37 protein-coding genes and 1 pseudogene are annotated in these 22,927 nt (G+C 65.3%); 2 read left to right on the forward strand and 36 right to left on the reverse strand.

Annotated features, from left to right (window positions below):
• The 36 genes and pseudogenes from ON27_RS35310 to ON27_RS35485 all read right to left on the reverse strand — a co-directional run.
• Window positions 1–1,146 (reverse strand): annotated as a pseudogene (locus ON27_RS35310) (hypothetical protein); the annotation flags it as partial.
• A gap of 502 nt (window positions 1,147–1,648) precedes the next feature.
• Window positions 1,649–2,044, reverse strand: a complete 396-nt coding sequence (locus ON27_RS40475) for a hypothetical protein (protein WP_051047361.1) — start codon at window positions 2,042–2,044, stop codon at window positions 1,649–1,651.
• A gap of 5 nt (window positions 2,045–2,049) precedes the next feature.
• Window positions 2,050–2,391, reverse strand: coding sequence for a hypothetical protein (locus ON27_RS35320; RefSeq protein WP_043737660.1), 342 nt, complete (start codon window positions 2,389–2,391; stop codon window positions 2,050–2,052).
• A 97-nt stretch (window positions 2,392–2,488) separates the two neighbouring features.
• Window positions 2,489–3,016 carry a hypothetical protein gene (locus ON27_RS35325; RefSeq protein WP_157227727.1) on the reverse strand — a complete coding sequence of 176 codons (528 nt, stop codon included), beginning with the start codon at window positions 3,014–3,016 and terminating at the stop codon, window positions 2,489–2,491.
• 84 nt (window positions 3,017–3,100) lie between these two features.
• The gene (locus tag ON27_RS35330; protein ID WP_051047363.1) at window positions 3,101–3,505 is read right to left on the reverse strand and encodes a hypothetical protein; all 405 of its coding nucleotides are present in this window, start codon (window positions 3,503–3,505) and stop codon (window positions 3,101–3,103) included.
• A complete protein-coding gene (locus ON27_RS35335) occupies window positions 3,502–3,747 on the reverse strand; it encodes a hypothetical protein (RefSeq protein ID WP_043737663.1) in 246 nt (81 codons plus the stop codon). The genes ON27_RS35330 and ON27_RS35335 overlap by 4 nt, the downstream gene beginning before the upstream one ends.
• Complete coding sequence (locus ON27_RS35340) at window positions 3,747–4,052, reverse strand: hypothetical protein (protein WP_043737666.1); 306 nt, start codon at window positions 4,050–4,052, stop codon at window positions 3,747–3,749. Before ON27_RS35340 ends, ON27_RS35335 begins: the two co-directional genes overlap by 1 nt.
• A gap of 21 nt (window positions 4,053–4,073) precedes the next feature.
• Window positions 4,074–4,652: a hypothetical protein gene (locus tag ON27_RS35345; RefSeq protein WP_043737669.1), complete on the reverse strand. Its 579-nt coding sequence runs from the start codon at window positions 4,650–4,652 to the stop codon at window positions 4,074–4,076.
• A gap of 2 nt (window positions 4,653–4,654) precedes the next feature.
• Complete coding sequence (locus ON27_RS35350; protein WP_043737671.1) at window positions 4,655–5,476, reverse strand: phage capsid protein; 822 nt, start codon at window positions 5,474–5,476, stop codon at window positions 4,655–4,657.
• An 11-nt stretch (window positions 5,477–5,487) separates the two neighbouring features.
• Window positions 5,488–6,063, reverse strand: a complete 576-nt coding sequence (locus tag ON27_RS35355) for a hypothetical protein (RefSeq protein WP_051047364.1) — start codon at window positions 6,061–6,063, stop codon at window positions 5,488–5,490.
• Window positions 6,064–6,135: 72 nt separating this feature from the next.
• A complete protein-coding gene (locus tag ON27_RS35360; RefSeq protein WP_043737674.1) occupies window positions 6,136–7,527 on the reverse strand; it encodes a phage portal protein in 1,392 nt (463 codons plus the stop codon).
• Window positions 7,528–7,538: 11 nt separating this feature from the next.
• Window positions 7,539–9,227: a terminase large subunit domain-containing protein gene (locus tag ON27_RS35365; RefSeq protein ID WP_043737682.1), complete on the reverse strand. Its 1,689-nt coding sequence runs from the start codon at window positions 9,225–9,227 to the stop codon at window positions 7,539–7,541.
• Window positions 9,227–9,679, reverse strand: coding sequence for a phage terminase small subunit (locus ON27_RS35370; RefSeq protein ID WP_043737684.1), 453 nt, complete (start codon window positions 9,677–9,679; stop codon window positions 9,227–9,229). The genes ON27_RS35365 and ON27_RS35370 overlap by 1 nt, the downstream gene beginning before the upstream one ends.
• Window positions 9,680–9,825: 146 nt before the next feature.
• A complete protein-coding gene (locus ON27_RS40935) occupies window positions 9,826–10,167 on the reverse strand; it encodes an HNH endonuclease (protein WP_043737687.1) in 342 nt (113 codons plus the stop codon).
• 625 nt (window positions 10,168–10,792) lie between these two features.
• The gene (locus tag ON27_RS35385; RefSeq protein ID WP_043737694.1) at window positions 10,793–11,812 is read right to left on the reverse strand and encodes a glycosyltransferase; all 1,020 of its coding nucleotides are present in this window, start codon (window positions 11,810–11,812) and stop codon (window positions 10,793–10,795) included.
• On the reverse strand, window positions 11,812–12,549 hold the full coding sequence (locus ON27_RS35390) for a hypothetical protein (protein WP_043737697.1): 738 nt from the start codon (window positions 12,547–12,549) through the stop codon (window positions 11,812–11,814). The genes ON27_RS35385 and ON27_RS35390 overlap by 1 nt, the downstream gene beginning before the upstream one ends.
• Window positions 12,542–13,405: a hypothetical protein gene (locus ON27_RS35395; protein ID WP_043737699.1), complete on the reverse strand. Its 864-nt coding sequence runs from the start codon at window positions 13,403–13,405 to the stop codon at window positions 12,542–12,544. The genes ON27_RS35390 and ON27_RS35395 overlap by 8 nt, the downstream gene beginning before the upstream one ends.
• Window positions 13,402–14,109: an FkbM family methyltransferase gene (locus ON27_RS35400; protein ID WP_043737701.1), complete on the reverse strand. Its 708-nt coding sequence runs from the start codon at window positions 14,107–14,109 to the stop codon at window positions 13,402–13,404. Before ON27_RS35400 ends, ON27_RS35395 begins: the two co-directional genes overlap by 4 nt.
• Window positions 14,106–14,819, reverse strand: coding sequence for a glycosyltransferase family protein (locus ON27_RS35405; protein WP_218003097.1), 714 nt, complete (start codon window positions 14,817–14,819; stop codon window positions 14,106–14,108). Before ON27_RS35405 ends, ON27_RS35400 begins: the two co-directional genes overlap by 4 nt.
• Window positions 14,820–15,040: 221 nt before the next feature.
• Window positions 15,041–15,679: an HNH endonuclease gene (locus ON27_RS43570; protein WP_157227731.1), complete on the reverse strand. Its 639-nt coding sequence runs from the start codon at window positions 15,677–15,679 to the stop codon at window positions 15,041–15,043.
• A gap of 259 nt (window positions 15,680–15,938) precedes the next feature.
• Complete coding sequence (locus ON27_RS35415) at window positions 15,939–16,244, reverse strand: hypothetical protein (protein WP_043737707.1); 306 nt, start codon at window positions 16,242–16,244, stop codon at window positions 15,939–15,941.
• Entirely contained in the window at window positions 16,241–16,861 is a 621-nt protein-coding gene (locus ON27_RS35420) for a hypothetical protein (RefSeq protein WP_043737709.1), read from the reverse strand. Before ON27_RS35420 ends, ON27_RS35415 begins: the two co-directional genes overlap by 4 nt.
• Window positions 16,862–16,934: 73 nt before the next feature.
• Window positions 16,935–17,120 (reverse strand): hypothetical protein, encoded by a 186-nt coding sequence (locus ON27_RS35425; RefSeq protein ID WP_043737711.1) that lies wholly within the window; start codon window positions 17,118–17,120, stop codon window positions 16,935–16,937.
• Entirely contained in the window at window positions 17,120–17,311 is a 192-nt protein-coding gene (locus ON27_RS35430; protein WP_043737713.1) for a hypothetical protein, read from the reverse strand. The genes ON27_RS35425 and ON27_RS35430 overlap by 1 nt, the downstream gene beginning before the upstream one ends.
• Window positions 17,308–17,490 carry a hypothetical protein gene (locus ON27_RS43575; RefSeq protein WP_169334572.1) on the reverse strand — a complete coding sequence of 61 codons (183 nt, stop codon included), beginning with the start codon at window positions 17,488–17,490 and terminating at the stop codon, window positions 17,308–17,310. Before ON27_RS43575 ends, ON27_RS35430 begins: the two co-directional genes overlap by 4 nt.
• An 85-nt stretch (window positions 17,491–17,575) precedes the next feature.
• Window positions 17,576–17,770 carry a hypothetical protein gene (locus tag ON27_RS35435; RefSeq protein ID WP_043737715.1) on the reverse strand — a complete coding sequence of 65 codons (195 nt, stop codon included), beginning with the start codon at window positions 17,768–17,770 and terminating at the stop codon, window positions 17,576–17,578.
• Window positions 17,770–17,985, reverse strand: coding sequence for a hypothetical protein (locus tag ON27_RS35440; protein WP_043737717.1), 216 nt, complete (start codon window positions 17,983–17,985; stop codon window positions 17,770–17,772). Before ON27_RS35440 ends, ON27_RS35435 begins: the two co-directional genes overlap by 1 nt.
• Window positions 17,986–18,154: 169 nt before the next feature.
• Window positions 18,155–18,388, reverse strand: a complete 234-nt coding sequence (locus tag ON27_RS35445; protein ID WP_043737718.1) for a hypothetical protein — start codon at window positions 18,386–18,388, stop codon at window positions 18,155–18,157.
• A 98-nt stretch (window positions 18,389–18,486) separates the two neighbouring features.
• On the reverse strand, window positions 18,487–19,059 hold the full coding sequence (locus ON27_RS35450) for a hypothetical protein (protein WP_245560521.1): 573 nt from the start codon (window positions 19,057–19,059) through the stop codon (window positions 18,487–18,489).
• Window positions 19,060–19,120: 61 nt separating this feature from the next.
• Window positions 19,121–19,687, reverse strand: a complete 567-nt coding sequence (locus tag ON27_RS40485) for a GIY-YIG nuclease family protein (RefSeq protein ID WP_157227735.1) — start codon at window positions 19,685–19,687, stop codon at window positions 19,121–19,123.
• Window positions 19,688–20,040: 353 nt separating this feature from the next.
• Window positions 20,041–20,469, reverse strand: coding sequence for a hypothetical protein (locus tag ON27_RS35460; protein ID WP_043737723.1), 429 nt, complete (start codon window positions 20,467–20,469; stop codon window positions 20,041–20,043).
• On the reverse strand, window positions 20,466–20,756 hold the full coding sequence (locus ON27_RS35465; protein ID WP_043737726.1) for a hypothetical protein: 291 nt from the start codon (window positions 20,754–20,756) through the stop codon (window positions 20,466–20,468). Before ON27_RS35465 ends, ON27_RS35460 begins: the two co-directional genes overlap by 4 nt.
• Window positions 20,753–21,034 carry a hypothetical protein gene (locus tag ON27_RS35470; protein WP_043737730.1) on the reverse strand — a complete coding sequence of 94 codons (282 nt, stop codon included), beginning with the start codon at window positions 21,032–21,034 and terminating at the stop codon, window positions 20,753–20,755. Before ON27_RS35470 ends, ON27_RS35465 begins: the two co-directional genes overlap by 4 nt.
• Window positions 21,031–21,315 carry a hypothetical protein gene (locus ON27_RS35475; protein ID WP_043737733.1) on the reverse strand — a complete coding sequence of 95 codons (285 nt, stop codon included), beginning with the start codon at window positions 21,313–21,315 and terminating at the stop codon, window positions 21,031–21,033. Before ON27_RS35475 ends, ON27_RS35470 begins: the two co-directional genes overlap by 4 nt.
• The gene (locus tag ON27_RS35480; RefSeq protein ID WP_157227737.1) at window positions 21,312–22,043 is read right to left on the reverse strand and encodes a DUF6221 family protein; all 732 of its coding nucleotides are present in this window, start codon (window positions 22,041–22,043) and stop codon (window positions 21,312–21,314) included. Before ON27_RS35480 ends, ON27_RS35475 begins: the two co-directional genes overlap by 4 nt.
• Window positions 22,040–22,234 carry a hypothetical protein gene (locus ON27_RS35485; RefSeq protein WP_043737737.1) on the reverse strand — a complete coding sequence of 65 codons (195 nt, stop codon included), beginning with the start codon at window positions 22,232–22,234 and terminating at the stop codon, window positions 22,040–22,042. The genes ON27_RS35480 and ON27_RS35485 overlap by 4 nt, the downstream gene beginning before the upstream one ends.
• Window positions 22,235–22,331: 97 nt before the next feature.
• On the opposite strand from ON27_RS35485, the gene ON27_RS35490 reads away from it, so the two are divergent.
• Together ON27_RS35490 and ON27_RS35495 are read left to right on the forward strand one after the other, a co-directional pair.
• Window positions 22,332–22,583, forward strand: a complete 252-nt coding sequence (locus ON27_RS35490) for a hypothetical protein (protein WP_043737739.1) — start codon at window positions 22,332–22,334, stop codon at window positions 22,581–22,583.
• A gap of 74 nt (window positions 22,584–22,657) precedes the next feature.
• Window positions 22,658–22,924 carry a hypothetical protein gene (locus tag ON27_RS35495; protein WP_043737752.1) on the forward strand — a complete coding sequence of 89 codons (267 nt, stop codon included), beginning with the start codon at window positions 22,658–22,660 and terminating at the stop codon, window positions 22,922–22,924.
• Window positions 22,925–22,927 lie beyond the last annotated feature (3 nt).

The following is a 22,927-nucleotide window of genomic DNA, read 5'->3' on the forward strand; positions in this document are numbered from 1 at the left end:
GGACAAGGCAGCGAGCTTCGGCGACAGCGCATCGAGCAGCGTCCCGATATTTCCGAACGCCGGAATCAGTGCAGCCGAGAAATCGTCAGTCACCGCGCGCTTCAGTGCGTCGAATGCGTTCAGCATCGGCGCCATACGCTCGCCGATCATCGCGTAGAAGGGATCTACGTTTCCGCCCGGTCCCTGATTCTGTGCGTCGGCGAGCGCTTTCGCCGCCTCCGCGACCTGCTGCTGCGCCTCGACCAACTTCTCATTGGCGTCGACGACACGCTCCTTGGCGGCAACGACCTCATCGGAGCCCTCGATGCCGTCGCGGTTCGCTTTGTCGGCCTTCTCCGCTTCCTCGCGGGATCGCTCCTGGGTCTCCAGGAGGCTCAGCTCGGCGCGCTCGACACGCAGCGCCGCTTCCTGCCGCTCGGTCGCGTCAGCCTTCGGGTCGGCCAGGGTCTTGGCGAGATCTTCGCGCGCCTTCCGAACGTCCAGGGCCGCCTCTCGCTCGTTGAGCGAGTTGTCCCGCAACGCCTTGTTGAGATCATCGATCTGCCTGCGGGCGTCCTCGCGAGCCTGGGTGAGGTCTTCCTCGGCCTTTCGACTGTCTTCCTTGGCGCGCTCGACGCCCTTCTCGGCGGCGGCCAACCCTTTTGCGGCGCTGGCCACGGCCTTGGCCTGACCAGCGCCACCGTCGCCGGACTCGAACGCCTTCTTGGCTTCACCGAGCCCGGAGAATCCGATCTTCAGCGTGGCCAATGCCGGGGCGAGAATGCCTGCCGCCGCGCCGGCGGCAGCGCCAGCTGCCGCCGCTACCGACGTCGCCAGGCTCGCGAACGCTGCGCCGAGTCCGGAGACCACGCCGATAGCCGCCGCGCCGCCCACCGTCACCAGGGAAAGGGCTCGGGCGAAACTTGTCATGGCCGAGGCGACCCGCACCACACTCTGCAGCACAAGGAACGCGGAGGTGACCTGACCGATTTCGCGGGCAACCCGCCCGGCGATCGCGGCGATGAGCCGCAGGGCGCCAGCGAGCCTGGTCAGGCCCACCGAAGCCACCTGCCGCAGCGCGATCGCGGAGACGAAGGTCGCTGCGGAGAACGACCTCACGATCTTGGCCGCGATCCCGAAGGCGGTGGAGATACTGGCGGCGTTCACGACGAACAGCGACAGCCCGCGCGTGCCGATCTCGATCCCAGCACCGATGCCCCGCAGCCCAGCGAGCAGACCGGACCGTATCCGGTCGGCCGCCGAGCGACCGCTGGACTCGTAGTTCGCGTCCCGGACGCCGGACGCGATCGCCTCACCGGCGTCGCGACCGGTGCGCTGCCCAACAGTGGCGAACCCGGCGCGGAACCGCCCCGCAGCGTCGCGGCCTGCGGCCACATAGTTGGCGCTGCGGATCCCCGAGGCGATCGCCTCGCCGGCGTCGCGGCCCGCCTTGCGTCCGGCGGTTTTGAGCCCGGCGCCGATTCGGGAGCCTGCCGACCTGCCGGTCGCCTCGTAGTTCCTTGCCTCGACGCCGGCTGCAATCGCGTCGCCGGTGTCACGTCCGGCTTTCTGCCCCGCAGCGGTCAGCGGCCTGGAAAGTTGTCGGTCGAGGCTGCCCTGGATCCCCCGCAGTGTGGGAATGATCTGAAGGGCTGCGTATCCGATCGTCTCAACCATCTTGGTCGCCTCCCTTCTGCGTTCGTTGGGCTTCGCGTTCGCGTTTGGCCTTGATCCGTTGCTGACGCAGCGCGTCGCGTCGCGAGGGCACGTTCTCAGCAGGGGCGCTGATCGGTGTCGGGCGTGCCGGATGTTCGCGACCGGCGAGGATGCCGGCGATGTCGGCCAGCAGATAGTCGGCGTCGGTCCAGCGGGGGCGACCGTCGTTGCCGAGCATCACCAGGCGGGCGGTGGGCGGCAGTTCCTGGACACGAACCCAGATCTCACGCAACGTCAGCAGCGGAACGCCCGCTTGGTCCCGCCGCCATCGGTCGGTGTAACGGAGGTGATGATGCTGCGACAGGTCGGCTTCGAGGGCGTCCTCGTGCTCGCCGACGATGCGCAGCAACGCCGTCAGTTTCCCGCCGTGTTGAAGCCCATCTCGTCGGCGACCAGGTTGGCGAACTCGTCGAAATTCCGCTTGCGCGGGAACTTCGCGAGGAAGGTGGCCCACTGCTTCGGGCCGAGGATGTGTTCGATCGCGTCGATGTGCTGTTGCTTGCTCGCCGCCTGGACGGCGACGGTCGGCCAGTCATCGACGGAGGCGGGGATCTCGAATTCCATACCGCCGTACTCGATCACAACGGTCTCCGCGCCTTCGGCTTCCCGCTGCGCCGCAGTCTTGCGCGGCGGCTTGTAGTCCTGCGGGACCGGCGCACCGTCCGGGCGGGGGCGATGACGGCGGGGGTTGCTCATGTGCGAGTTTCCTCTCTGAGGCTGCGGGTTTCACAAAAAGGGGTGCTGGCGGTCGCGGAGGAAACCCGCACGGAAACAGCCGCGCCGCCAGCGCCTATCAGGACGCGTCGAACGCCTGCCGGTCGAACACGTCACCGTTGGAATCGGCGAACAACAACGCCTCGACTTCCCACTTGGTGATGTCGGATTCGTTGCGGTTGTTCGCAGGAACCCACACTCGGGCCCGCTTCGTGGTGAACAGCCGCTCCTTGTCCTCGAGATCGCTCTCGGTCTCGAACGCCAGCCAGCGGTATACGGGCTTAGGCAACGCGATCTTGGTCGCGGTCGACCCCGGCAGGATCATCCCGCGCACGGCCGCGTTGTCCTCCAACGGAGAGAACTTCCGCATCAGCTCGTAGTTCTTCGAGCCGACCTTGATCAGACCGATGCCCCAGCCGAAATGCTTGGTCTCGTCCTGGCTGCGGTCCTCGGGGAAACCGTCATCACCGTCGAGAATTCCCACTTCCTCCCAGCCGACTCCGAGCGGGTCATCAATCGTGGAAGGCAAGTCGGGGCGAGTGGTCGCGTCGGACACATACACATGGGCGTCCTGCCAAATCAGGACATTGTCGGGATTCCTTGCCATTTTTCAGTCTCCTATTTCTGCCACATTCAGGGAATGTGGGAACGGGCCAGTCGAATCGAGGCGGCCAAGGCTCTCGCAGCCCGATCAGGCTGGGAGGGTCCGGGCCTGCGCACGGACAGTGAATGAGGCGAGCACGCCACCGTTGGTGGAATCGCGCGCCTCCAGCAACAGGGATGGTTCGGTGACAGTGGCGATACCTGGAATGCTGTGCGACAGCAGCACGCCCAACGCTGCCCCGGCGATAGCCCGGGAGCGGTCCCTGCCGTCTGCCCACACAGTCACTCGCAACAATGGCCGTGTCATGACTGGCCATCGAGTCGGGCCGCTGTCATCGAACACGACCAGGTGCGGCGCGGAACTGGGGGTCCAGTTCGTCGGCACTACCATCCCGAACGTGGGGGCGGGGGCGGCAACCATGCCCGGGATCACCGACGCCAGATAGTTCTTGGCCACTTTCGCCGGATCTGCGGGAAGCCGGAGCGGCTTCATAGCCGACCCTCCACCTCAAGTCCCACGGAGGCGGCTGCGCGCGTCAGAACGCCGTCGCGGGCTTGCTGTTCGGCCGGCACCCACACCGACGCCGCACTCCGGTCGGTGGTGTACTCGCTGACCGTGGCGTCCTCGCCCGCTTCCGCTGCCACCCGATCTGCGGCCTCCTTGACCACAGCGGCGAACTCCCGCGACTTCAACAGCCGGGAAATGCCGCCGTGATCGAGCCGGACTACGGCCATCAGCCCTCCCCTCTGCTGCACAACGCGACCGTGCCGGTCCATGCGCTGAATGGCGAGATCCACTGTTCGACCTGTACGAAGTAGCGGTCACCGCGCACGGTCAGTTCGTCCTCGCTGCCCAGATCCACGGCAGGCATGAAGTAGACGCTCATGTCGACACGCTGCCCATCCCGACCGCGGTCTTTGTATTCCTCGGTCGCTCCAGGGGCTACTGCCCACGCGGTGAGCGTGGCGTCTGTCCACGGGATCGGGTTGCCGTCCGGGTCCGTGCCGCCACCGCGGTGGCGGATCACCTCCTCCGCCATCAGGCCACCTGCCCGGTCTGGTCAGGGCTGTTGCACAATGACTTTCGTCCCTCGGTATCGGTAGGACTCGGCGATCGCGCGGTCTTCGGGGGACAGCGACGTTGCGCCACCGACCGCCCAGGCCGCGTAGGTGTTGTTCTCCGAGAACGGACCCACGGTGCGGGACTGGCTAGCGATGCTCGCCTTGGCTTCCTTCGGGATATCGAGAACCTTGGCGGCGATCTCCGCGATCGTGATCCGGACCAGGTCGGGCACGGGCCCGCCGTGGGAGTAGGTGACGGTCACGAACTCGTGCGACGCCAGCGGGTACCCGTTGCGGGTGACTCGCAGCCACTGATCCCTGACCGTGAAGTCGACTTCGAGACCCTCGTCGTCGACGACGGACTCGACATCCTCGACCGGAGACTGGGCCAGGCGGACGCAGCCGCCCTCAACCTTAAGCCGCACCGTGGACTCACCGGGAGTGAAGTCCTGGCCCGCGATCTTGCGGAACAGGTCCGACGCTTTGATGAGGATGCCCGCGACGCGCGCCGTTTCGGATTCGGTCAACGAGCGACCGAGCACGTCGGCGACATCCTCGTCAGAGGCCAGAGCGACCATGACTACGAGCCGTCAGGTCCGTACACGACGACGCCCTCCGGGCGGATGACGTTGCCGCCGTAGACGTGCAGGCCGCGGACGCGGTCGGCGAATTTGTTCTGCGCACGCATGCCCTCGATCTCGTCGATCTGGGACACGTAGGCGGCCGCGCGCGGCGACCACGCGACGAACTGCGGGTCGTCTACCGACGGCAGATGGTTGGTCGTGACGATGCGGAATCCCAGCAGCGAGCCGACGGTGGCCTGCCGCAGGCCCTGAGTGTCGCCGGAGGTGTCGAAGCTGGTCAGCTTCGAGTCCGCGCCGAGCAGCAGCGCCTCGAACTCGGCGTTGCACGCCAGCACTCGACCGGCGGCCGGGACGTTGCTCTTGTTCAACTTCTTGCGGGCATCGCGGATCAGGTTGAACGCAGCATCGCCATTGGTCGGGGCTGCACCCGTCAACTCGGTGCCCAGCTCCACCAGCATGTCGGCGATAAACCGGTCCGAATCCTCCACCAGCGAATCGCCCGCAGCTTCGGTGTACGCCTCCAGCGAGCCCGCGACCTGCACACGGTCGATGTCATCGACGTAGAAGTCGAAGGATTTCTCCTGGTCGATCAGCAGATCGACACCCGTGTCGGAGATCTCGTCCGCCGAGGTGGTTCGGCCGGCGGCCTTGTAGTCCTTCACCTGCGGCGCGACAACACCGGTGATGTGGACAGTGTTGCCCTTGGTGGCGAGACCTTCGTACTCGCGGTTCACCAGCTGCGGGAACACGGCCATCTGGGTCCAGCGGTCCAAGAGCTGTGCGGACCACAGCTCTGGAATGAAATGTTCGAAAGCCATCTCTCAGACTCCTAAGTAGATTTGCCCAACAGCTCGTCGAGGCGGCCCGCCTTCTTGGCCGCGACGATTTGCTGGGGGGTCATGGATTTGAGTTCGTCCCGAGACGTGATCTGGTTGACCTTCGGGGCTTTGCCGTCGGAGGTGACGAGGTTCGCCGGGGGCGCGATCGGCGGTTTCGCCAGCGAGTCGGCCCACCTCTTGGCCTTCTCGATCGCGGCGTCCATTTCTTCCTCGGTGCTGCCGTGGATGAGTTCCACGTCAACGCCGGAAGCAGCGGACTTTTCGGCTCGCAGCTTGTCGGACAGCGCTTGAGCGGCAGCCTTTTCGGCTTTCTCGGCGCGCTCGAGCAGCTTCTGCAGCTCGGTCTTGCTGGCCTCTTCGATCTCATCGAGGCGCTTGGCCTTTGCCGCGTTCTCCTTGGCGCGCTGCTCGTTCTTCCTCGACAGCTCTTTCCACTTCGCGACCTCTGCCGCGAGATCCGACCCCGTTGCGGTGGCGGGCTCGACGGGCTGGTTGGGCTGCTCGTCGGCGGCCGGGGGTTCCGGTACGTCGGCGACAGTGGCGGGGTCGATCGTGGTCTCGGACAATTGCGTACTCCTACGTTTCGTGTGAGTTGTGCGCGTTACGCGCGGCCCCACCGAGAAGGTGGGGAAGTCTGGCTATTCGGCCGGTTCCAGCTCGCGCTGCCCCTCCGCGGGCGGCAAGGCGTTCGGCGCCGCAGCGGCGGCCAACTCGCGCTCCTCGGCGCGGTCGAGCTCGTCTTGGGCGATCTGTTCGGGGCTGTAGCCGAGGATGTTGCGGGCGATCGACTTCCAGGACTCGCCTGCCGCCTTCGCTTTCACAGCGGCGTCGTACTTCTCGGCCATGCTGATGGCGTGCGGCGGCTCGAACAGCACCTCGAGGGTGTCCTCCACTGCGACACCTTCGACCTCGAGCCCTTTCAACACCGCTGCCGCGGCTGCGATTTTCGCGACGGTGAGCCGGTCGCGGGTCTTGAAGACCAGGCCCTCCTTCGCGAAATCCGTTCCCGCAGCGGCCTGGTTCGCGGCGTCCGGAATCAGCACCGACACAGGAGTCCTCGAAACGGCGGCGAGGTGGCGGATGTCGTGCATAGAGCCTTCGAGCATCGGCCGAATATCGGTCTGCTGCGACTCCCAGATCTCCAGCCCCGGCGGCAGGTCCCACAACGCGCCCGGCGCCGGTTCGAAAACCTTCGCCCAGTCGATGTCGTTGCCCTGCTCGTCCTTGTCCGGGAGACCCGCTGTGCCTTCCTTGGCCTGCAGCGCCCGCTGCCGCCACGCCTGCATCGCCGTCGTCACCAAACGCTGCAGGATCCCCCGGTTGATGCGGTTGATCACATCCAGGTGTGGTTCGAACTCGCCGGCGCCGTCGGGGTTCTCCAACACCACCACCGGTGGTGTGGCGCCGGTGTAGACGTAGTCGTTCACCGGCTCCCATGTGTCCGACGATGCCCGCAGATTCAGCTTCGTCTGATACGTGGCGTCCACGTAGGTGTCGCGGTTGAACAGCTGCCAGCCGCCGATCACCCAGACGATGGCGAAATCCTTTTCCAGATCCTCGTCGCGCCACCACTTCACCGCGGCGCGCACACGCCACGGTTGCAGCGGGTCGACTGCGGCGTACATGTTCTCTGGCGAGTCCGCGGTGATGACCGCGCTCCCCTCGCCGGACCAGATGGTGAGGAACCCTCGCCGGTAGTCGAGCATGTGCCGGACCGCGTCCTTGAACACCAAATCCATGCGGTTGTCCCGCCACATCCGCTGCGCCTGCTTGGCCTGCGGCGAGTCGAGCTTGCCATTGACGGTGATGCCGTTCGGAACGATCCTGTCCGCGACCGACTCCCGGATCAGATAGCCCCAGTTGGTGCGGGATTCCCGCTGGAACTTCTGCCACGACGCACGGACGTTCGCGCCCATCTCCGGCAGCGGCGCGTCACCGTCGACGTAGCGTCGCAGCAATCGGATCCGCGGCAAATCAGCGTCGAGCCTCTTCGTGAGGATCGGGAGCCATTCGGCTGGCGTAGTCGCCACATGACCTCCCGTCAGTACAGTCGTCGCGGTGCGCGGGCCTTCGGCCGGGGTTTCGCGCCCACCTTTCGGGCGTCCATACAGGCCTTCCAGGACAGGACACCGGCCATCGCGCGGTCGAATTTCAGGTCTTGGCGGCCGTCCTGCTTGCACAGGATGAACAGCGGCTTCCCCTCGTCATCGAGGATCTTCAGGTCCTGGCGTCCGGCGTTGCCGTAGTGCTCGATCAGGGCGTCGAGCTGCTCTGGGGTGCCGCCGAAGGTGATCGAGCCCGAGTCGATGGCTTCCAAGGTTTCGCGGATCGTGTAGGCCATCCGCTTGTACTGGTTGGTCCAGAACTCCTCGACCTGGTTGGGCCACCGCGCCGACCACGACCCCACCGTTTCGGTCCAGTGCGGAGGGTCGGCGTAGACCTTGTACACCTCGAACCGGCCCATGGTGTCTTCCATGAGCCCGGTCACCTCGTCTTCCGGAACTTCCCAGTCCTCGACGTATTCCGGTCGCTCCCAGGAGCCCACGCACTGCTGCAGGCCAGTCGCGATGTCGGTCAACACGAGGGCTGTGCAGTCGCGGAACCGGGCGCCGTCGAAGCCGCCGGTGACGAACGCCCGATCTGGAATCCGCTCCGGGCGCTTGAGCAGCTCGATCTTCTTCGGATCGAACGCCTGAGAACCGCTCTTACGCCACCGGTTCAGCCACACCCGCTCCAGGTACGGCCCGTCGGCGCCGGGACGATCCCACTTCGAGGCGATCTCATCGAACTGTCCCGGACCCCACTCCCCCGCGGGCCCCGTGGCCTCCGCGATGGCGCGGATCCGCTCGTCCTTGTCGGAGAGATCCCGGTTCAGGTCATCATCGGTTCGATACAGGTAGAACAGGTCAGGGCGATCGATTTTGCCCTCATGGATCGCCAACGCCTCGACGTGGATCTCCTCGGCCACCGACCCCTGACCTAATTGTCCCGCGGTCCCCACATACAGCGACCACGGATCGTCCAACGGGCGCTTCGGCAGATTTGCATCCATCGTCTGATGCGCCTGCAACTGCCGCGGCAGATACAGGCGGTGTGGCTCATCGAAGCAGTTCATCGTCGTACGGGCACCGTCACGTGACCCCGGCGAGTTCGCCAGCGCCACGGCCTTGCCGTCGGCGCGGCCGCGCGAATCCAGACGCAGGATGCGTTCCAGACCGGAGTCGAACAGGTCCGCGTCTGGGCCCTCCTCGACGATGTACTTCAACGCGCCGTAGGCCAGTTCCTCGACCTGCTCTACCGTCACCGCGAGCATCGGGACGTACGGCGACCGCACCGGCCGACCTACCGGGTTGCCGTACGCGTCCCAGCCGTCGAACCGTGTCGGCCCTTCCGGATGGAGTTCGCAGTACGCCAGCAGCGCCTGCTTCTCCGTCTTCGCCAAACCCTTGCGAACCGACAGTCCGACCCGCTTGAACCGACGTCGGCCCGCCCACGGATGCGGGTCCTTGACGACCAGCCCAGGGCCTCCCCCCGCGAATGCTTTCGAGACGATCCGCGGGTAGATCTCGTACGCCCGATAGATGAACGCTCGGAACTCAGGGTCGATTCGATACGGCTCGCCCTGCAACGAACCCGGCCCATAGACCGCGCGCTCCTCGATGAGGTCACAAATCCCACGGCCGAGCGTCGGCCAGGGTTCAGGATCGGGCCCCGGAACGACGAGCAGCATTACACGGCATACAGACCGGCGCGCGGATCATCCTTCGCAGCCTGCGCCGGGCCGCCCTGCGGCTGATGGCGACGGCGGCCGCGCTCCTTCGACTGCTCGGCCGTTTCGATCGTCCATTCCAACCTGCGGCGATCGTAGGGCGTGAGCCCGAACGCTTGTCGCTGCAACCGGATCTCCGCGGCCAACTTCTGCGAAGGCTCACGCCAGAAATCGTCCACCAGGACGGCCAGCAGGAACAGTGCATGCCGGTCCGACTCGTGATACTCGGCAGCCATCGGCGCCGACCACAGGTCTTCCCACCACTCGAGGGTTTGCGGATGCCACCCGCCCTCGCGCGACGGAAGGTCCGGCTTGAGCACGGCGTGGTCGTCGGGAAGTTCTGTCAGGACAGCGGCAGTCGACGCCTTATTCGCGCGGGCACGAGCACTCGCGTGTTTCTTCGGTTGCGGCATTTCAGACCCCGTTTCGGGATGAGGGACGCACCCGTTTCGGATGCGTTGTTCCGGAACCCCTGTGACCTGGGGGAACCGTAGACGGCGGATTTAGGCTGCCCTGCCGACGCGCGCCGCGATGGGAGGGACGGGGTCCCCGCCCACCCCTATCGTCGGCGTGCCTGGTTGCCCTCGTCGCTGGACTTCTTCGCGTGGCACGGGCGGCAAGCGGCTTGCATGTTGCTGTCGTCGTCGCTGCCACCGCGGTAGACCGGTGTCTTGTGATCCATCTGTGTGGCGGTGCCGACGCAGCGGTTCGGGTAGCGAAGCTGGCATCGGTAGCCGTCGCGCTCGAGGATGCGCAGGCGCTGCGCTCGATGCTCGGGCGAGCTGGTGCGCTTCCTGCTGTCGGTCGACCAGCCGTAGGTCGTGTGTTCGGCGCAGTAGGCGGTGTTGGTGATGCGGTTCTCGCAACCTGGCTTAGGGCATTTGCGTGGGGCTCGGGGCATCACATGCTCACTGCTGTGTTGGCCCAGTGGTCTCGTGTACCTGTGCGCCATGCCTTGCGTGGTTCGTTACGGGCCCTGCCGTCACGATGCTTGATCAGGGTAGGCCCATCAGTGTGGCCTACGAGGCAGGGCCATGTGTAGGCGACTTGGTGCTTCCGGGTGAGACACCATGCTGTGATTCGCTCGTCGATGGGGCGGCTGCTGGTCGGGGCCCAGTCCAGCCAGTCCTCTACGAGGTCGGATCGGATGGCTACCGCTACTGCATGGAGCAGGTGGTTGCAGGTGAGCCAGTGCGCACCGCGGCGGTCTGCTGCGGTGATGGCTTTAGCGATGCTGTCTTGCCACCTCACCGGGCGCCCGGTTCCCACATAGAAGCTCACGACGGGCGCTGGGGCTACAGCTAGAGCCCGCTCCGCTTCATGAGCGAACCCGGCCACTGGTTCGGCGTCGTCCTCGAGAACGGCAGCCCATTCCGACTCAACGTTTGTGGTGGCTGCCCATGCGCGGAGATGGTTGTCGTCAGCGCCGATGCTGCCGTCGTCCAGAGAAATGGTCGCCCCGATGGACTGGGCGAGTTCGGTTGCCTGGACGAGGCGAGCTACGTGGCCGACTGTGGCCCACGAGATCATCGGTTGCACAGGTCAGCGAACAGTTTCTCGTACACCGGACGCTGGTTGTCCCACGACAGTTCCTTCGCCATCCGACGCGCGGTGTCCTGCGAGGCGGCGAAGAAGGTTGGATCCTGAGCGAGCTGGTCGATCTTCGCGGCCAGATCGCGGTGGCCCACTGAGTACAGCTCGACTCTGGTCTTCGCCGTGAACTCGCCACGCTTCTCGGCGGAGACCAGCCAGTCGCTGGGCAGCCATTCGTTCGGGCTGACCGCCGGCATGAGTACCGGCATCCCGGCGCCGAGCGCTTCCTGCGCTGGAAGGCAGAGCCCGCCGAACCGGCGAGGCAGCACCAGCACGTCCTGCTCGCGATAGAGGTCGACATTGTTCGGTGCGTCGCCGCTGCGGATATCCAGGTGGATATGGCGCGGGATGCGGCGAGACGCCAACAGTCCAGGGACGTAAGCGCTGTTCTGGCAGGTGATGGTCAGCGTGATCGGCGACTGCACGTAGGCGAGCGCGTCGAGGAGATCGGCAGTGCCGTTGCGGTCGTGGATGGCGGGGCGGCCGATCACATGCAGGAACCGGGCCGCCTTGGTGGTGGGCTGGCGTGCCGGGAACTTGGCCAGGTCGATCGGGACCGGGAGGAATCTCCGAGGGTCTGGGAACTCGTCGAAGTGCCACATGCTCGGCGCCGCCCACAACGTCGGCTGATCGCTGCGATCCAGAAACTCGTAGTTGGCGTGAAGGACCGTCTTCACTCCAGCGCGTTCAGCCTCCGACCAAACCGCCCGCCCATAACCGGTTTCGGCGGTGTACACGACGTCCAATCCGTCGAGCCAGGAGCGGAAGTCGCCGGCTTTGGGCAATCCCTTGATCCACGTCGAGCCCGGATACCAATCGGGGCGCAAGGGTAGTGGGTCCGCCGACGGGCAGTCGACCACCATCGTTTTCGCGGGGCGCATCACATCGTGGAACGCCTTCGTCTGCACACCGAGTCCGCGGGAGTCTGCGCGGGCGATCAGGCCGACGCGCATCAGAACACCTGCCTGTCGTCGTACTTCCGCTCGCCGGCGCGCCCGTCGGTGTGGTAGCTGCGCTTCAGGTTCCCTCCCGGGTTGTAGATGTGCAGCGCGTACTGCCGCCAGCCCGGGAGTCCGTCGACCCGGTACGCCTCGTCGACGACACCGTGCATGCGGTCCTCGATGAACGACCGCGCATCGGGACTGAAGTGCGCGTGCATGATGCGCCGGTAGAACGCAACCGACGCGACGTGGGGACGCTGCGACCATTGAGAGGTTCGGATGAACCCTCCGTCGTCGCCGTGGATCATGTGCTGGTGCTCGGCGGGTATCCGCCCCTCGTGGTGGAGGCGGACGAGGTTGGAGTGGCCGTCGAGGATGAACCTCTTGATCAGCTCGAAATCGATGGGCTCATCGGTAACGAGGGGCGCGTCCTGCTCGACGTACATCAACAATGAAGTGTCGATGCGGTCCAGGACCGCGCGCATCATGCCCGTCTGATGCTGGTGTTCCTCGAAGATCAGGGGCCAGACATTGCCGTATACGTGGTCCGCTCGCCACAGGGCTGCCTGGATGAATCTCTCGTAGTCGTCGCGGCGATACCCCTGCTCGGACCGGACACCGTCGAAGGTGAGGATAATCTCCGCATCCGGCAGGTGGTGGCGGATCGAGTCCAGGGTTTCGTCCAGGATCTTCGTGTCCGGATGTGAAGGGATCGGGCTGACCGGGACGACGATCGTGACGTCACGCACTGAGGGCTCCGAGATCTTCCAGATCCTTCCGCAGGGCGCGGGCCAATCCACGTTTGTGGCCCATCCACCAGGCAGCCGCCCGGTTCGCTATCCGCGGGTAGTCGGATAGGACGTCGGTGATGTATCCCGGGAGGTCCGCGTAGTCGCGCAGGATCGGGAACGGTGCACCCGGGAACAGTCGCTCCCAATAGCCCGCGCTGTCGTAGGCCGGGGAGATGTCATCGGCGATCGGCACAGTGTGGGCTTCGAGCGCCTCGTACAGGCGGAACGAGTCCGGACTGAACGCCCCCGACGGCGCCGGCGCTACCTTCGCGCCGCACATCTGCCGCGCGTACTCCTCCGGGTGGAGCCCCTGCGTGAAACCTTCTGTAGCGGTGACGCGCTGGACATGGTTGTCGCGGGCCAGAGCCGAGAACGCTTCCACGCGGCGTGTGTGGGTGTTCTGCGCCGACAGAAACACCTCCACCGTCCGCTCCGGCATCTCGCCGAGGTCGTTGAAGTGCGGCGGAAACCCGAGCGGGATCAGGCGGGCGGTGCCGTAGTCCTCATCGGTCCGCGGCGTTTGCACCCACCAACGAAGGTTCGGATGCTGTAGCGCCTTGATGTCGAACAGGTCTTCCTCGTCCGACGTTCGGATGGCCAGCACCCAGCGGTAGCGCGAGAGCGCTTCGCTGATCTCGTGCTCATGTCCGGCCCAGTAGCGGCCCGGCACGATCAAGACGATCCCATCGGCCTTGACGTAGGCGTCGAAGCGCTCGAACTCCAGGCCGGTCGGGTACAGCTGGTTCGCGAACAAACGGTCCAGGAGGTTCTGGTCCCATTGGTTGCCTGGGGCCAGGCGGACAACGGGGATCACAGCGGCTCGTACACCGTGTGCAGCTCGTGGGCGTAGTCGAGGATCGTCTCACGGTAGCCGAGGTCGATGATCCAGTTCCGGAAGTCCCGCGAGTACTCGCCCCACTGGGCATATAGAAATTCCGGGTGGATCGACGCGAACAGGGTTGGCCGGTGATCGCGCAGCGTCCGCTCGGCGCCGCGCAGCACCTGCCACTCACTACCCTCTACATCGAAGCAGATGACCGTCGGCGGCTTCCACTGTGCGACCACGTCGTCCAGACGGATCTGTGGGTAGTTCGCGGCTTCCAGGTACAGCTCTTTGAAGCCGTGGTCTCCGACGATCTCGCCCGTCGCGTAGTCCGGCCACGCCTGGAGTAGCCGCGCGCCATGTGTCCGTGTCTCGTTGGACGCGAACCCGGGCCAGCACACCGGGACATGCAGGTTGTTGGCGTCCCAGATCGATTTCGTGTTCGGCCACGCCAGCGGATTTGGTTCGAACAGCGCAACCTCGGCACCCCACGTCTGACACAGCGCCGGGAACTCGCCTTCTTCGCTGCCGCAGTAGAACACCACGTCAGTGGGCCCGATGCGATCGGCCATCGCGTCCAGGCGCTGGCGTTCCCAGCCGCCGTTGGCCAGATCCCATTCAGGCCGCGCGGCGCGGTGCTCCGGCAGCAGGATTTCCCACCGGCCGTTGACGAGCGTAGGAATCATCTCGGTCATGCGAACACGGTTTCCAAGATCGTCTGCCACCGGTGCCGGTACGTCCCCGATGCCTTCACCATCTCATGGCCCGCACGACGGATACGTTCGCGATCCTCGTCATGCTCCAACATCCAGTCGATCTTCGAACGCAGGCCGTCGAAGTCGCCGAAGTCGAAGTACAGCAGGTGCTCGCCGTCCTTGAACCACTGCTCGAGCCCGGTGATCCTCGGGAATACCTGCGCGCCTCCGCGGCCAGCGCACTCCCAAAGTCGATCGCTCGCGTAGTAGGGGTAGTCGAAGTTCAGGCAGAGCGTGTCGCCTACAGCCACCTTCGAGTTCGCGTACAGCCGGTTCAGGTCGTCGCCGCGAACGGTGCCCGTGTCCCCGTCGCCGCCGACGTGCGTGAAGCGGGAGCCGTAAGTTTCCCTCAGCCAGTCGATCAGCTGATGGCGCCAGGGGTGCTCCGGGTGGTAGCGGCGAGAACCGACGAACACCACATCGTTGGCATGCTCTGAGGGCTGGTCCGAGATGTAGCACTCTTGGTCGTACACGCCCGCCGGCAGGAACCGACCCTTCACGCCCGTCTGCGAGTTGAACCAGTCCGCCATCAGCTTGTCGACGGTGAAGAACCAGCCGATGGACGTGTAGAACGGGTCGCACTCCAGGTCGCGTTCACGCTGTAAGCCTCGCCAGAGGTCCAGGTGGTAGGTCACTGTGGGGATGTCCACGCGGTTCAACCGTCGCAGCACCGCCTCCAACGACATCCCCGGTGTGCGCCAGGAATGGGTGTGAACGAACACCAGCATGTCCGAAAGCAGGCCCTCCTCGAGGATCTGCTCACCACGCGCCTGGCCTTCCTGGAGTCGAATTACTTCGTGGCCGATCGACTCGAGAGATTTGGCGTGGTGGCTCTCGGAGGAGTGTTCGGAATTCACGTTACCGACGAGGGTTATCCGCACTGGCCAAAATACCGTTCCTCGGCCGCCTTACGGGCGGCGATGGCTTCTTCCTTGGTCTTGAAGTAGCCGAGTTCGATGCGCTTCGACTCCGACTGATGCGTGATGTACGCGCGCCACAACTTCGCGGGCTTGAAATAGCCGACGCCCTTGTGTCCGCTGGTGTTGGCCTTGCTCGGTGGGGTATTGAAGTTGTTGGTCGAGCGATCGACAATCCGCAGATTGGATCTACGGTTGTCCAGCTTGTCGCGGTTGATGTGGTCCGTGTCCATGCCCAGCGGCGTCTGCATCAGGTAACGGTGCATGTACATCTTGATGTAACGCTCTCCGTTCCAGTGGTTGCGAGACGCATAACCGCTGGCGTTGAGAGACCATTTCCACTTCGCCACAGCTGCATAATCCGACTCTTCAACGAGCACATAGGTGAACTCGCTGACGTTCGGGATCAGAACTGGGATAGCTCGAGCCCCGGCTGGCACCGGAAGGTTCTCCAGCCAGGTCTTATCTGGAGATATGCGACCCGGCAACTCGGTGGTCCCGTACTTGATGTAGCGCCTGTAGTGGCGATTGCACCACTGTCGCTTCTCCGCCTCGCGGTCGCATCCCTCGGCTGAGCACGTACCCTTATCCACAGTGACCTCCTCAACAGGTCGCTCATGCCCCGGGAGTGTTAGCGCACTCGCCGGGGTCCTTGCGTATGAATTCTATTGGTGCCCACCGACAAACGAGCTAGCCCGCCGAGCCCGTCACGGCGCCGATGATGGCGCGCGGGATGCGGAAGTTGTCCCACGTGATGGCTTCCCAGAGGATCCCGAAGAGGAAACCGGCCATTATTCACTCCTGTCACAAAACATACCGACGAAACCGGTGCGAGCTGCACCGATGCTGCACTTACCAGTGGACGGACTCTTCGACGCTCCGTGCCGCGCGTGCGGTCACCAGCACCTTGCTCCCCGACGGCCGCCACGACTCCACAACCCCGTACCAAACATCCGGGGCGATGCCTTCCTCGGCGTCCGGGTCGCCGATCGCTACCAGGAACCGCTGCGGGTTGGGCGAGGTGGTGAGGCGGGAGATGAACTCGCCCTTCTCGGCGGAGAACACACGCTGCAGAGGGCCACCGGTGTCGACCAACTGCGCGCCCGAGAGGACTTGCGAGCCCTGCTGCGGGTCCTGGGTGTCGTTGACGCGGATCACGCTTGGCCTTTCAGTTCAGCCACCCGGGCGGCCACACGGGCCACACAGTCGGCGTAAGCCTCGGTCTTCGTGGCGGCCTGGCATTGAATCCCCCGGGGATGGACCGCGGCCCACTGCCCGTCGTCGAGCTGCTGGGTTTCGATCTCGTCGATGTTCCAGAACTCCTCGGGATCCGGGGGTTCGGGCCAGCTGCCGTCTTCGTTGCGCCACAGATGCTTGCCCGGGTCTCCGGCGCCTAGATGCGCGCCAGGGGTGGGAACCCAGCGGACGATGGCCTTGCCCGGGTCGTAGGAGATGCCCAGTTGGATGAGATATTCCGCCAACCGCACCGATCCGCCGATGCGCATCGAGGTGGGTTCGGCCAGTTTTCGGCCGGCGGGATTCTTCCACTCCGGTAGGTGGATCACCGCAAGGAGCTGCGCGAGTTCCACGACTTCCGGGTCTAACTGTGGGACGTTCTCCGGTTGCGGAAGTCTGCCTTCGGCAGCCATCTGCACGAACTGCTTGAACTGCGGGGTGACGAACTCTCCGCCGAGGTTCTCGTAGCCCGGTGGGGGTTTGCGCTGGTCGCGGTCGGGATGCGGAGGGAACTTGATCTCGTTCTGGGTGTCGGTCATCCGATACGGAACCTTGTCACGCGAATCAGGAAGCGGGTGAAGCGGAGGACCAGGGCATCCCAGGCGTCGGTGATCAACGGCCGTGCGTCATTCCCCGGCGGCGCCAGACGCGCTCGACGGCTGCCGCAGCGGCCAGCGCGTCGGGGTTGTGGACGAAGATGCGGTTCGACAGCGGCATCTCCCGCGTGGTCTCCGTGACCTTCGGTGGGTAGATCCGGTGTGCGGTGCGGATCAGCAGGCCCGCCAGCGTCTTGCGCATCAGTTGGCCTCTTCTCGTGGCTTCGGGGCAGTATGCCCACAGCACCCGAACATCTCCCCCGTCATTCGGTCGTAGAACACGAGGGCGTAGCTGTTGGGCACCTTCACCGCCTCCATGTGCGCGATAGGCGGTGCGGGAGGGACGAGGTGGTCGGCCCAGCGGCGGAGATAGCGGGCCAGCCAGTACTTCACAGCTGCTCCAGGAACTCGCGCATCCGCTGCGATGTCCCCGGGATGCCCGCCAAGAGACTGACGATGTCCAATGCCGCGTCCACTGCGATGTCGACGTGCCCGACGATGCGGGCGAATTCGAGACGCTCGCACGCCTCCTCGAGGTCGGTGGCGAGAGGCGCGGCCATCAGAACTGCCACGTGCCGATCGGTGCCGTGTACGCCAGCTCCAAAGTGCGCAGCGGGGCGGGATGGCAGAACAGGCGAACCAGGGCGGCCCAGTCGATCACAGCGTCTCCTCGATGGTCAGCGTGTATCCGGTCGCGGTGGTCTCACGACCGACCTCGCGATACCGGCGGCCCTCGATGAACCAGTCAGCGCCGGGGATGGTCGGGGCGAAGCCGGGTGCGTGGAAGGTGCACAGGCTGGGCTCGAATTCGATCGGGCCTTCGATGGGGCCGCCGGTGGCGAACTCGGGCATCAGGGCTCCAATGCGATCGGTTGGGTGGCATCCGCCATCACAGCGGCGGCGTTGAAGTGGTCGCCGACCATCAATGCGACATCTCGGATGACCGGCCGCATAGGCTCCAGCACCACAGCGCCGTAATGCGGGTCGCTGAGCACGTGTCGGCCGATCAGGTTCCCGACCTCCTCGACGGCATCAGACACACACTGCTCGACGGTGCTCAGGTCCACAGGGGGCTCCTTGTCGGTTACCGCTGAAAAAGGAATCCGCAGGTCACACCGCGAACCTTCCGGAAATTCCGGATACTTCGCAAAGAAGGGGCCGCAGCGCGCGGCAGCTCTCAGGCTGTGGAGGTCGGAGCTGCGTCGAGGACGTCGGACCTCGGCGCGCTGCGGGGTCTTAGGCGCAGCGTCCGCGCGCTGCGGGATGGTCACGGGTGGCCCGTTCAGCCTTCGCGACGTCGATCACCTTGTACAGCTTCCGTTTCCGCTCGTCCATCCCGGACGGTGCGAGGTGGCCGCGGGCAACCCAGTTGTTGATCGCCTGCGTCGTCACCCCGCACAGGGCGGCGGCGGCGGTTGCGGTGACGAGAGAGTTGATCCCCTCGGGGGAGTCGATTGCTGAGCCAGCCATTTCGGTCCCCTTTCACAGCGAAACCCCGGCAACAAGGCGTCCGGGGTTCGGTTGGGGCATAGGTGTACCAGTGGCGTCAGCGTAACATGTTTCGCTGTTCACGCCGCATTCGCCAAGATTGTGTCGAGGACCATGCGCGTATAGAACGGGTAGTGCTCCTCCGGGATGGTGTGGCCGCAGTTCTCACAGTCGATGAAGTCGCTGCGGAAGTCGATCGTGCGGTGCAGCAGTCGCAGGTCGCACGCCGGGCATGGGGTGGGGAGGGTCTGTTTGGGTCGGGTGTAGCCGAGACGGGCACGGATCTTGCCGTGCAGGTCCCGCATGTCGACAGCGGCATCTCCACCGAAGCCGGAGGCAGCGAGTTGCGGGATTCGGCATTCGAGGTAATTCCACGCCGCCCGGACTCGATAGTGTTCCGTGATGCCGGGGTGCGGGGGCGGTGTTTCGCCGAGGTGATCGGCGAGTGAATCATGAGTCCAATTGAGGACGGTGGCGATCTCTGCCGCTGTGTCGCTCGCCCACTCGGCGGGGTGCCCGAATACCTGCCGGACCTGAGAAACTCGCTCCTGCTGGCGCCTGGGTGGCAAGGGGAGCGTTGTGGAGAGGTTTACCCAGTCCAGCGCAAGCCAGCCGAGCAGGCGCGCGAATCGGCGCTGGCATGGCTCACACATTCCGAGGCTCGTCAGGTAGGCGTCGCCGTTCTGGTCGCGACAACCCGGGTACGTGCAGGGACTAATGCCCACGGCGTGACCTCTCCCTCTTCCGATGGGTGACTACCTGCGGTTGGTGAGTGCGGCGCTGAAAGTCGCCCGGATCCCAGAGGTCATCGGTTTCTGGGGAGTCGATTTCAGCGATCCGCTTCAATACCTCCGCGTTGGCCTCGAACCATTCCCGGCCGTCGGTGCGCCAAGGGCTGAACCGACTGTGCTCGTCGCGCTCGAGTTGGCGGCCGCCCTTCCGGATCTTCAGGACTTCCATGGTGGGCGGGTAGGTGGCGAGCCTGCGATCGAGGTCGGTGGTGTGGCCGATCTTCACTCGGTCGCCGATACGGAGGTAGTAGACGTAGCCGCTCGTCTGCGGATCCGCCTTCGGCAGCGGCGGCAGCCCCTTCGGAATCTGCGAGTCCTCCTGCATGGCCTGTACCGCAGCCCATGTCAGCAACGCATGGTCCTGGCACAGGAGGACATTCGCGTCCAGGAATCGGTAACTGACGCTTACGGTGCACAGCGCCCAACTGCATCGCGTCGATGAGGGCGAATCGGGGTGCGGCCTGTGACGACCACCCGCATAGATGCTCATGACCATGGCCTCCACAGCCTGTCGCTCATGAGTTCGATTCTACCGATTTCGTCCGCTGATCTCGAGTCGCCGAACCGGCAGGTCAGGGGTGATGTAGCGCGCATCCGCCGAAGCTGTTGCCCCCGCCGAAGCGTTGCGGCCATGCGGCCCAAGGGTCAGTCCGGTCCAACTACGCGGCGCTCACCGGCTCTCTGTATACGCCGTGGTCATCGACGGATGCGCCCCCCACGATAGTCGTTGCCGCCGACAAACTCGAGCCCCCCAGAAATGACCAAAGCCACCCCGGTTTCGAGGTGGCCTTGCCAGTGCGGCAGCGATGCGAACTGGTTGTCTCCACGGAGAAGAGTAGCGGATCAGCGTGACGAACTCGAGCCGCCCCAGCCGATCTGGAAGGACGGCATCGAGGAAGGCTCGCCGAAATCGGCCGGGAGATGGTAGCGGTGGCTGAACTGGTCGATCTGTGGCAGTCCGGCGATGGAGGCGATCACATCCAAGGCCAGATCCCGCGCGTATTCGATCAGCTGCTCCACGTCGTCCGGGGGTGGCGTGAACTCGCCCTTGAACAACGATCCTGGGCACAGGACCGGGGAGTCGTCTGCGCTGTAGCGGTAGTCGGGGTCGAGCACGCCTCGGCGACGCATGTCCCTCATACGTTGGGTGATGGCCAGGCCGTGCCATTCCTCACGGCACCAGGGATGCGGGCAGCGTGGGAAGTGCTCGCGGCCGAACACATACGGTTCGTCACCGGCGGCCTCAACGAACTGCCGATAGGGCGCGCTCACGGCTTCTCTCCTCGCTCCTGGTCGAGTATCTCCCGAACCTGCTCCAGGGCAGCAGAGATAGCGGCGTGGGCGCGACGGACAGGATCAGGCTGGGCGTCCTCCACGGGCTCACCAAGCACCGCTTCCAGCCCGCCAGCTTCCTCGGTGGCCTTGACGAAGCCGTAGACGTCGTCGCCGAGGAGCTTCCGCATCTTGTGCTCACGCTCGACCGCGCGCAGCCGGGAGTCGATCTCGACCTCCTCCCGGAACTGCTGGATGCGGGAGAGAGTCCATCCGCTGTCGCTCATGGGGTTGATCCTCCGTCCTCGGCGGCGATGCGCGACAGGGCCTCGATGATCGACTTGGACCCCAGGGTGGCGGGGTGTTCCCATTCCTGCTCCATCGCGCCGCCGACGACCCGGAACGAGATCCGGCGACCGGTGGGGTAGTCCACCGTCACGGCCAGGCCCTCGCGCAGTTCGCTCAGCGGCGGCTGGGTTTCCCATTCCCCGACCTGCCGCCACTCGTCATCCGGATCCCATGCCCGCCACAGTTCGGCCCGTGCGATCTTCTCCAGTGCGGTCACGGCTTCTCCGTCTCGTCGGCGGCCGTGGGAAAGATCGGGTTCGGCGGCACCGTGAAGGACTTCAGATCCGTGAAGTGCCAGCCGCTGGCGTCACGCAGCGGTTGCCGCTGCACCTCCTCGCCGTCCCGCTTGACGACGAAGTACCAGCCAGCGCCGTAGTTCTCCATCCCAGTCACATCGCCGGGCTCGACGTGGACGTCGTGGGCTGTGTAGGTGTCGCCGTTGCCGTCGGTGACCGTGGCGGTGTTGTCGGTGATCGACATCGAGATGGGCGCGATCATTGGGTGTCTCCTGTCTCGGTGGGCTCGGGGTAGAACGCCCGCCGGATCTCGTCTTCCGTGGGCTCATCCCCCGCTACCCGGTTGATGATCACGGTGTAACCGCAGGATTCGCAGTGGTAGGTGTACGCCAGGAAGTCGCCGATGGGCGTGCGGTCCTCCAAGGTGATGTCGGGGTGTTCGCACCCGCCCTCGGGGTAGATGGAGGCCAGAGCAGCAACGACGCTGGCGTACGCGTCTCTCTTCGCCGCATCGGAAGCGAGTTGCACCTCAGCGCTCAGCAACTCTTCTCGCGTCCGCCGCTCCTCCATCGCATCTCCGCCGCCGTGGTCGAGCCTGAGGGCCGCCAGTGTGTGCCTGCTCGCGGCGTACCGGCGAGCCGAGACGGTAGCTTCTACGGCAGCGACGGCAGCGAGGTATGGGGCGATCACGTTATCCCGTATCGCCTCCACCCGGTCCAGTGTGGCCTTCGGGGATTGGCGGGCGATGTGCTCGGCGTCCTGCATCGACTGCGGGTCATCCGAATCGCCCGTGCCTGCAACGCAGACGGCATCCGCGCCAGTCGGTCCGGCGAACACCGCCTCCTCGAAGGCATGGCCACTGCCGAGCGGCATCCCTTCGAGGCGGTGATGCTTGTTCGGGTTGTGTCGCCACGGTCCGGGCGTCGCTGCTCGCGCTATCCGCTCGTCCTCGGCGAGTCCAGCCCGGAGACGGGACAGGGGGTCGGTCACGACTTGCCCTCCTTCATGATCTGCCGCAGTCGTTCACGGGTGTAGCCGGTGCGGCGCGCGACCGCTGCTTGCGTGCCCCGTTCGCCGTTCTCCAGAACCTTGCGGATGGCGGCGTGCAGGTCTGCGAGAGCGGCCCTTTCGGCGGCCACGGCGCGTTGGTACTTGCTTATCGCCCGGTCCAGTTCGTCCACACATCATAGCATAGCCCAGTTGGCCAAACGGGGTTGACTTAGGCCAAACGCGTTTGGCATACTGGAAGTACACCGCAGGACAGGCAAGGAGCTTCCAATGACCGCCACCCGAGACCAGCTCGCCACCGAAACCGAGCGCCAGGCCACCGCCGTTCTCGCGGTAGCCCTGATGGAACTGTGCTCCCGCGGCACGCTCGACGAGACCGAGCAGTTGGTGCGCGGAGTCATCATCGAAACGCTGTACGACCGTCACCCTGAGGTCGCCGCCGCATACAACGCGTGGATCGACGATCTCGAATCCGACGCGACGGCCGAATCCGTCGTCATCGCTGCCGCCCTCAGCCTCTAGTCGTTTGCGTCGCGCCCGGCACGCCCCGGGCGCGGTGTTGACCACTAGAACCCAAACCCCGACAGGAGAATCCGATGGAACTCACCTACACCGCCGAGTGGATCGAACACGGCAACAGCACCAGATCTCACACGCTCGCCGTCGGCGACTACACCGCCCACGTCTACAGCTACCCCGGCCGTGAAGGCTGGGTGTGGTACGCGCGATGGATCGGCCTTGCTGATGACCCGGACCACGACGAGTTCGAGGAGATCGGCCGCGACAGCGCGGGCGACTCGGGGGATGCGCGCACCGCTGCTGAAGCCGCGATCCGGCAGCACCACGCGCAACGGTTCGCATAGCGC

The sequence above is a fragment of the Nocardia asiatica NBRC 100129 genome, assembly GCF_000308415.1.
GTDB classification, from domain to species: domain Bacteria; phylum Actinomycetota; class Actinomycetes; order Mycobacteriales; family Mycobacteriaceae; genus Nocardia; species Nocardia asiatica.

Bases quoted from the DNA above. Each gene is read 5' to 3' on its own strand.
- ON27_RS35320 (WP_043737660.1), bottom strand. From the start codon at position 2,391: ATGAGCAACCCCCGCCGTCATCGCCCCCGCCCGGACGGTGCGCCGGTC.
- ON27_RS35325 (WP_157227727.1), bottom strand. From the start codon at position 3,016: ATGGCAAGGAATCCCGACAATGTCCTGATTTGGCAGGACGCCCATGTG.
- ON27_RS35330 (WP_051047363.1), bottom strand. From the start codon at position 3,505: ATGAAGCCGCTCCGGCTTCCCGCAGATCCGGCGAAAGTGGCCAAGAAC.
- ON27_RS35335 (WP_043737663.1), bottom strand. From the start codon at position 3,747: ATGGCCGTAGTCCGGCTCGATCACGGCGGCATTTCCCGGCTGTTGAAG.
- ON27_RS35340 (WP_043737666.1), bottom strand. From the start codon at position 4,052: ATGGCGGAGGAGGTGATCCGCCACCGCGGTGGCGGCACGGACCCGGAC.
- ON27_RS35345 (WP_043737669.1), bottom strand. From the start codon at position 4,652: ATGGTCGCTCTGGCCTCTGACGAGGATGTCGCCGACGTGCTCGGTCGC.
- ON27_RS35350 (WP_043737671.1), bottom strand. From the start codon at position 5,476: ATGGCTTTCGAACATTTCATTCCAGAGCTGTGGTCCGCACAGCTCTTG.
- ON27_RS35365 (WP_043737682.1), bottom strand. From the start codon at position 9,227: ATGCTGCTCGTCGTTCCGGGGCCCGATCCTGAACCCTGGCCGACGCTC.
- ON27_RS35370 (WP_043737684.1), bottom strand. From the start codon at position 9,679: ATGCCGCAACCGAAGAAACACGCGAGTGCTCGTGCCCGCGCGAATAAG.
- ON27_RS40935 (WP_043737687.1), bottom strand. From the start codon at position 10,167: ATGCCCCGAGCCCCACGCAAATGCCCTAAGCCAGGTTGCGAGAACCGC.
- ON27_RS35385 (WP_043737694.1), bottom strand. From the start codon at position 11,812: ATGCGCGTCGGCCTGATCGCCCGCGCAGACTCCCGCGGACTCGGTGTG.
- ON27_RS35400 (WP_043737701.1), bottom strand. From the start codon at position 14,109: ATGACCGAGATGATTCCTACGCTCGTCAACGGCCGGTGGGAAATCCTG.
- ON27_RS35420 (WP_043737709.1), bottom strand. From the start codon at position 16,861: ATGACCGACACCCAGAACGAGATCAAGTTCCCTCCGCATCCCGACCGC.
- ON27_RS35425 (WP_043737711.1), bottom strand. From the start codon at position 17,120: ATGCGCAAGACGCTGGCGGGCCTGCTGATCCGCACCGCACACCGGATC.
- ON27_RS35435 (WP_043737715.1), bottom strand. From the start codon at position 17,770: ATGCCCGAGTTCGCCACCGGCGGCCCCATCGAAGGCCCGATCGAATTC.
- ON27_RS35445 (WP_043737718.1), bottom strand. From the start codon at position 18,388: ATGGCTGGCTCAGCAATCGACTCCCCCGAGGGGATCAACTCTCTCGTC.
- ON27_RS35450 (WP_245560521.1), bottom strand. From the start codon at position 19,059: ATGTGTGAGCCATGCCAGCGCCGATTCGCGCGCCTGCTCGGCTGGCTT.
- ON27_RS40485 (WP_157227735.1), bottom strand. From the start codon at position 19,687: ATGAGCATCTATGCGGGTGGTCGTCACAGGCCGCACCCCGATTCGCCC.
- ON27_RS35465 (WP_043737726.1), bottom strand. From the start codon at position 20,756: ATGAGCGACAGCGGATGGACTCTCTCCCGCATCCAGCAGTTCCGGGAG.
- ON27_RS35475 (WP_043737733.1), bottom strand. From the start codon at position 21,315: ATGATCGCGCCCATCTCGATGTCGATCACCGACAACACCGCCACGGTC.
- ON27_RS35490 (WP_043737739.1), top strand. From the start codon at position 22,332: ATGACCGCCACCCGAGACCAGCTCGCCACCGAAACCGAGCGCCAGGCC.
- ON27_RS35495 (WP_043737752.1), top strand. From the start codon at position 22,658: ATGGAACTCACCTACACCGCCGAGTGGATCGAACACGGCAACAGCACC.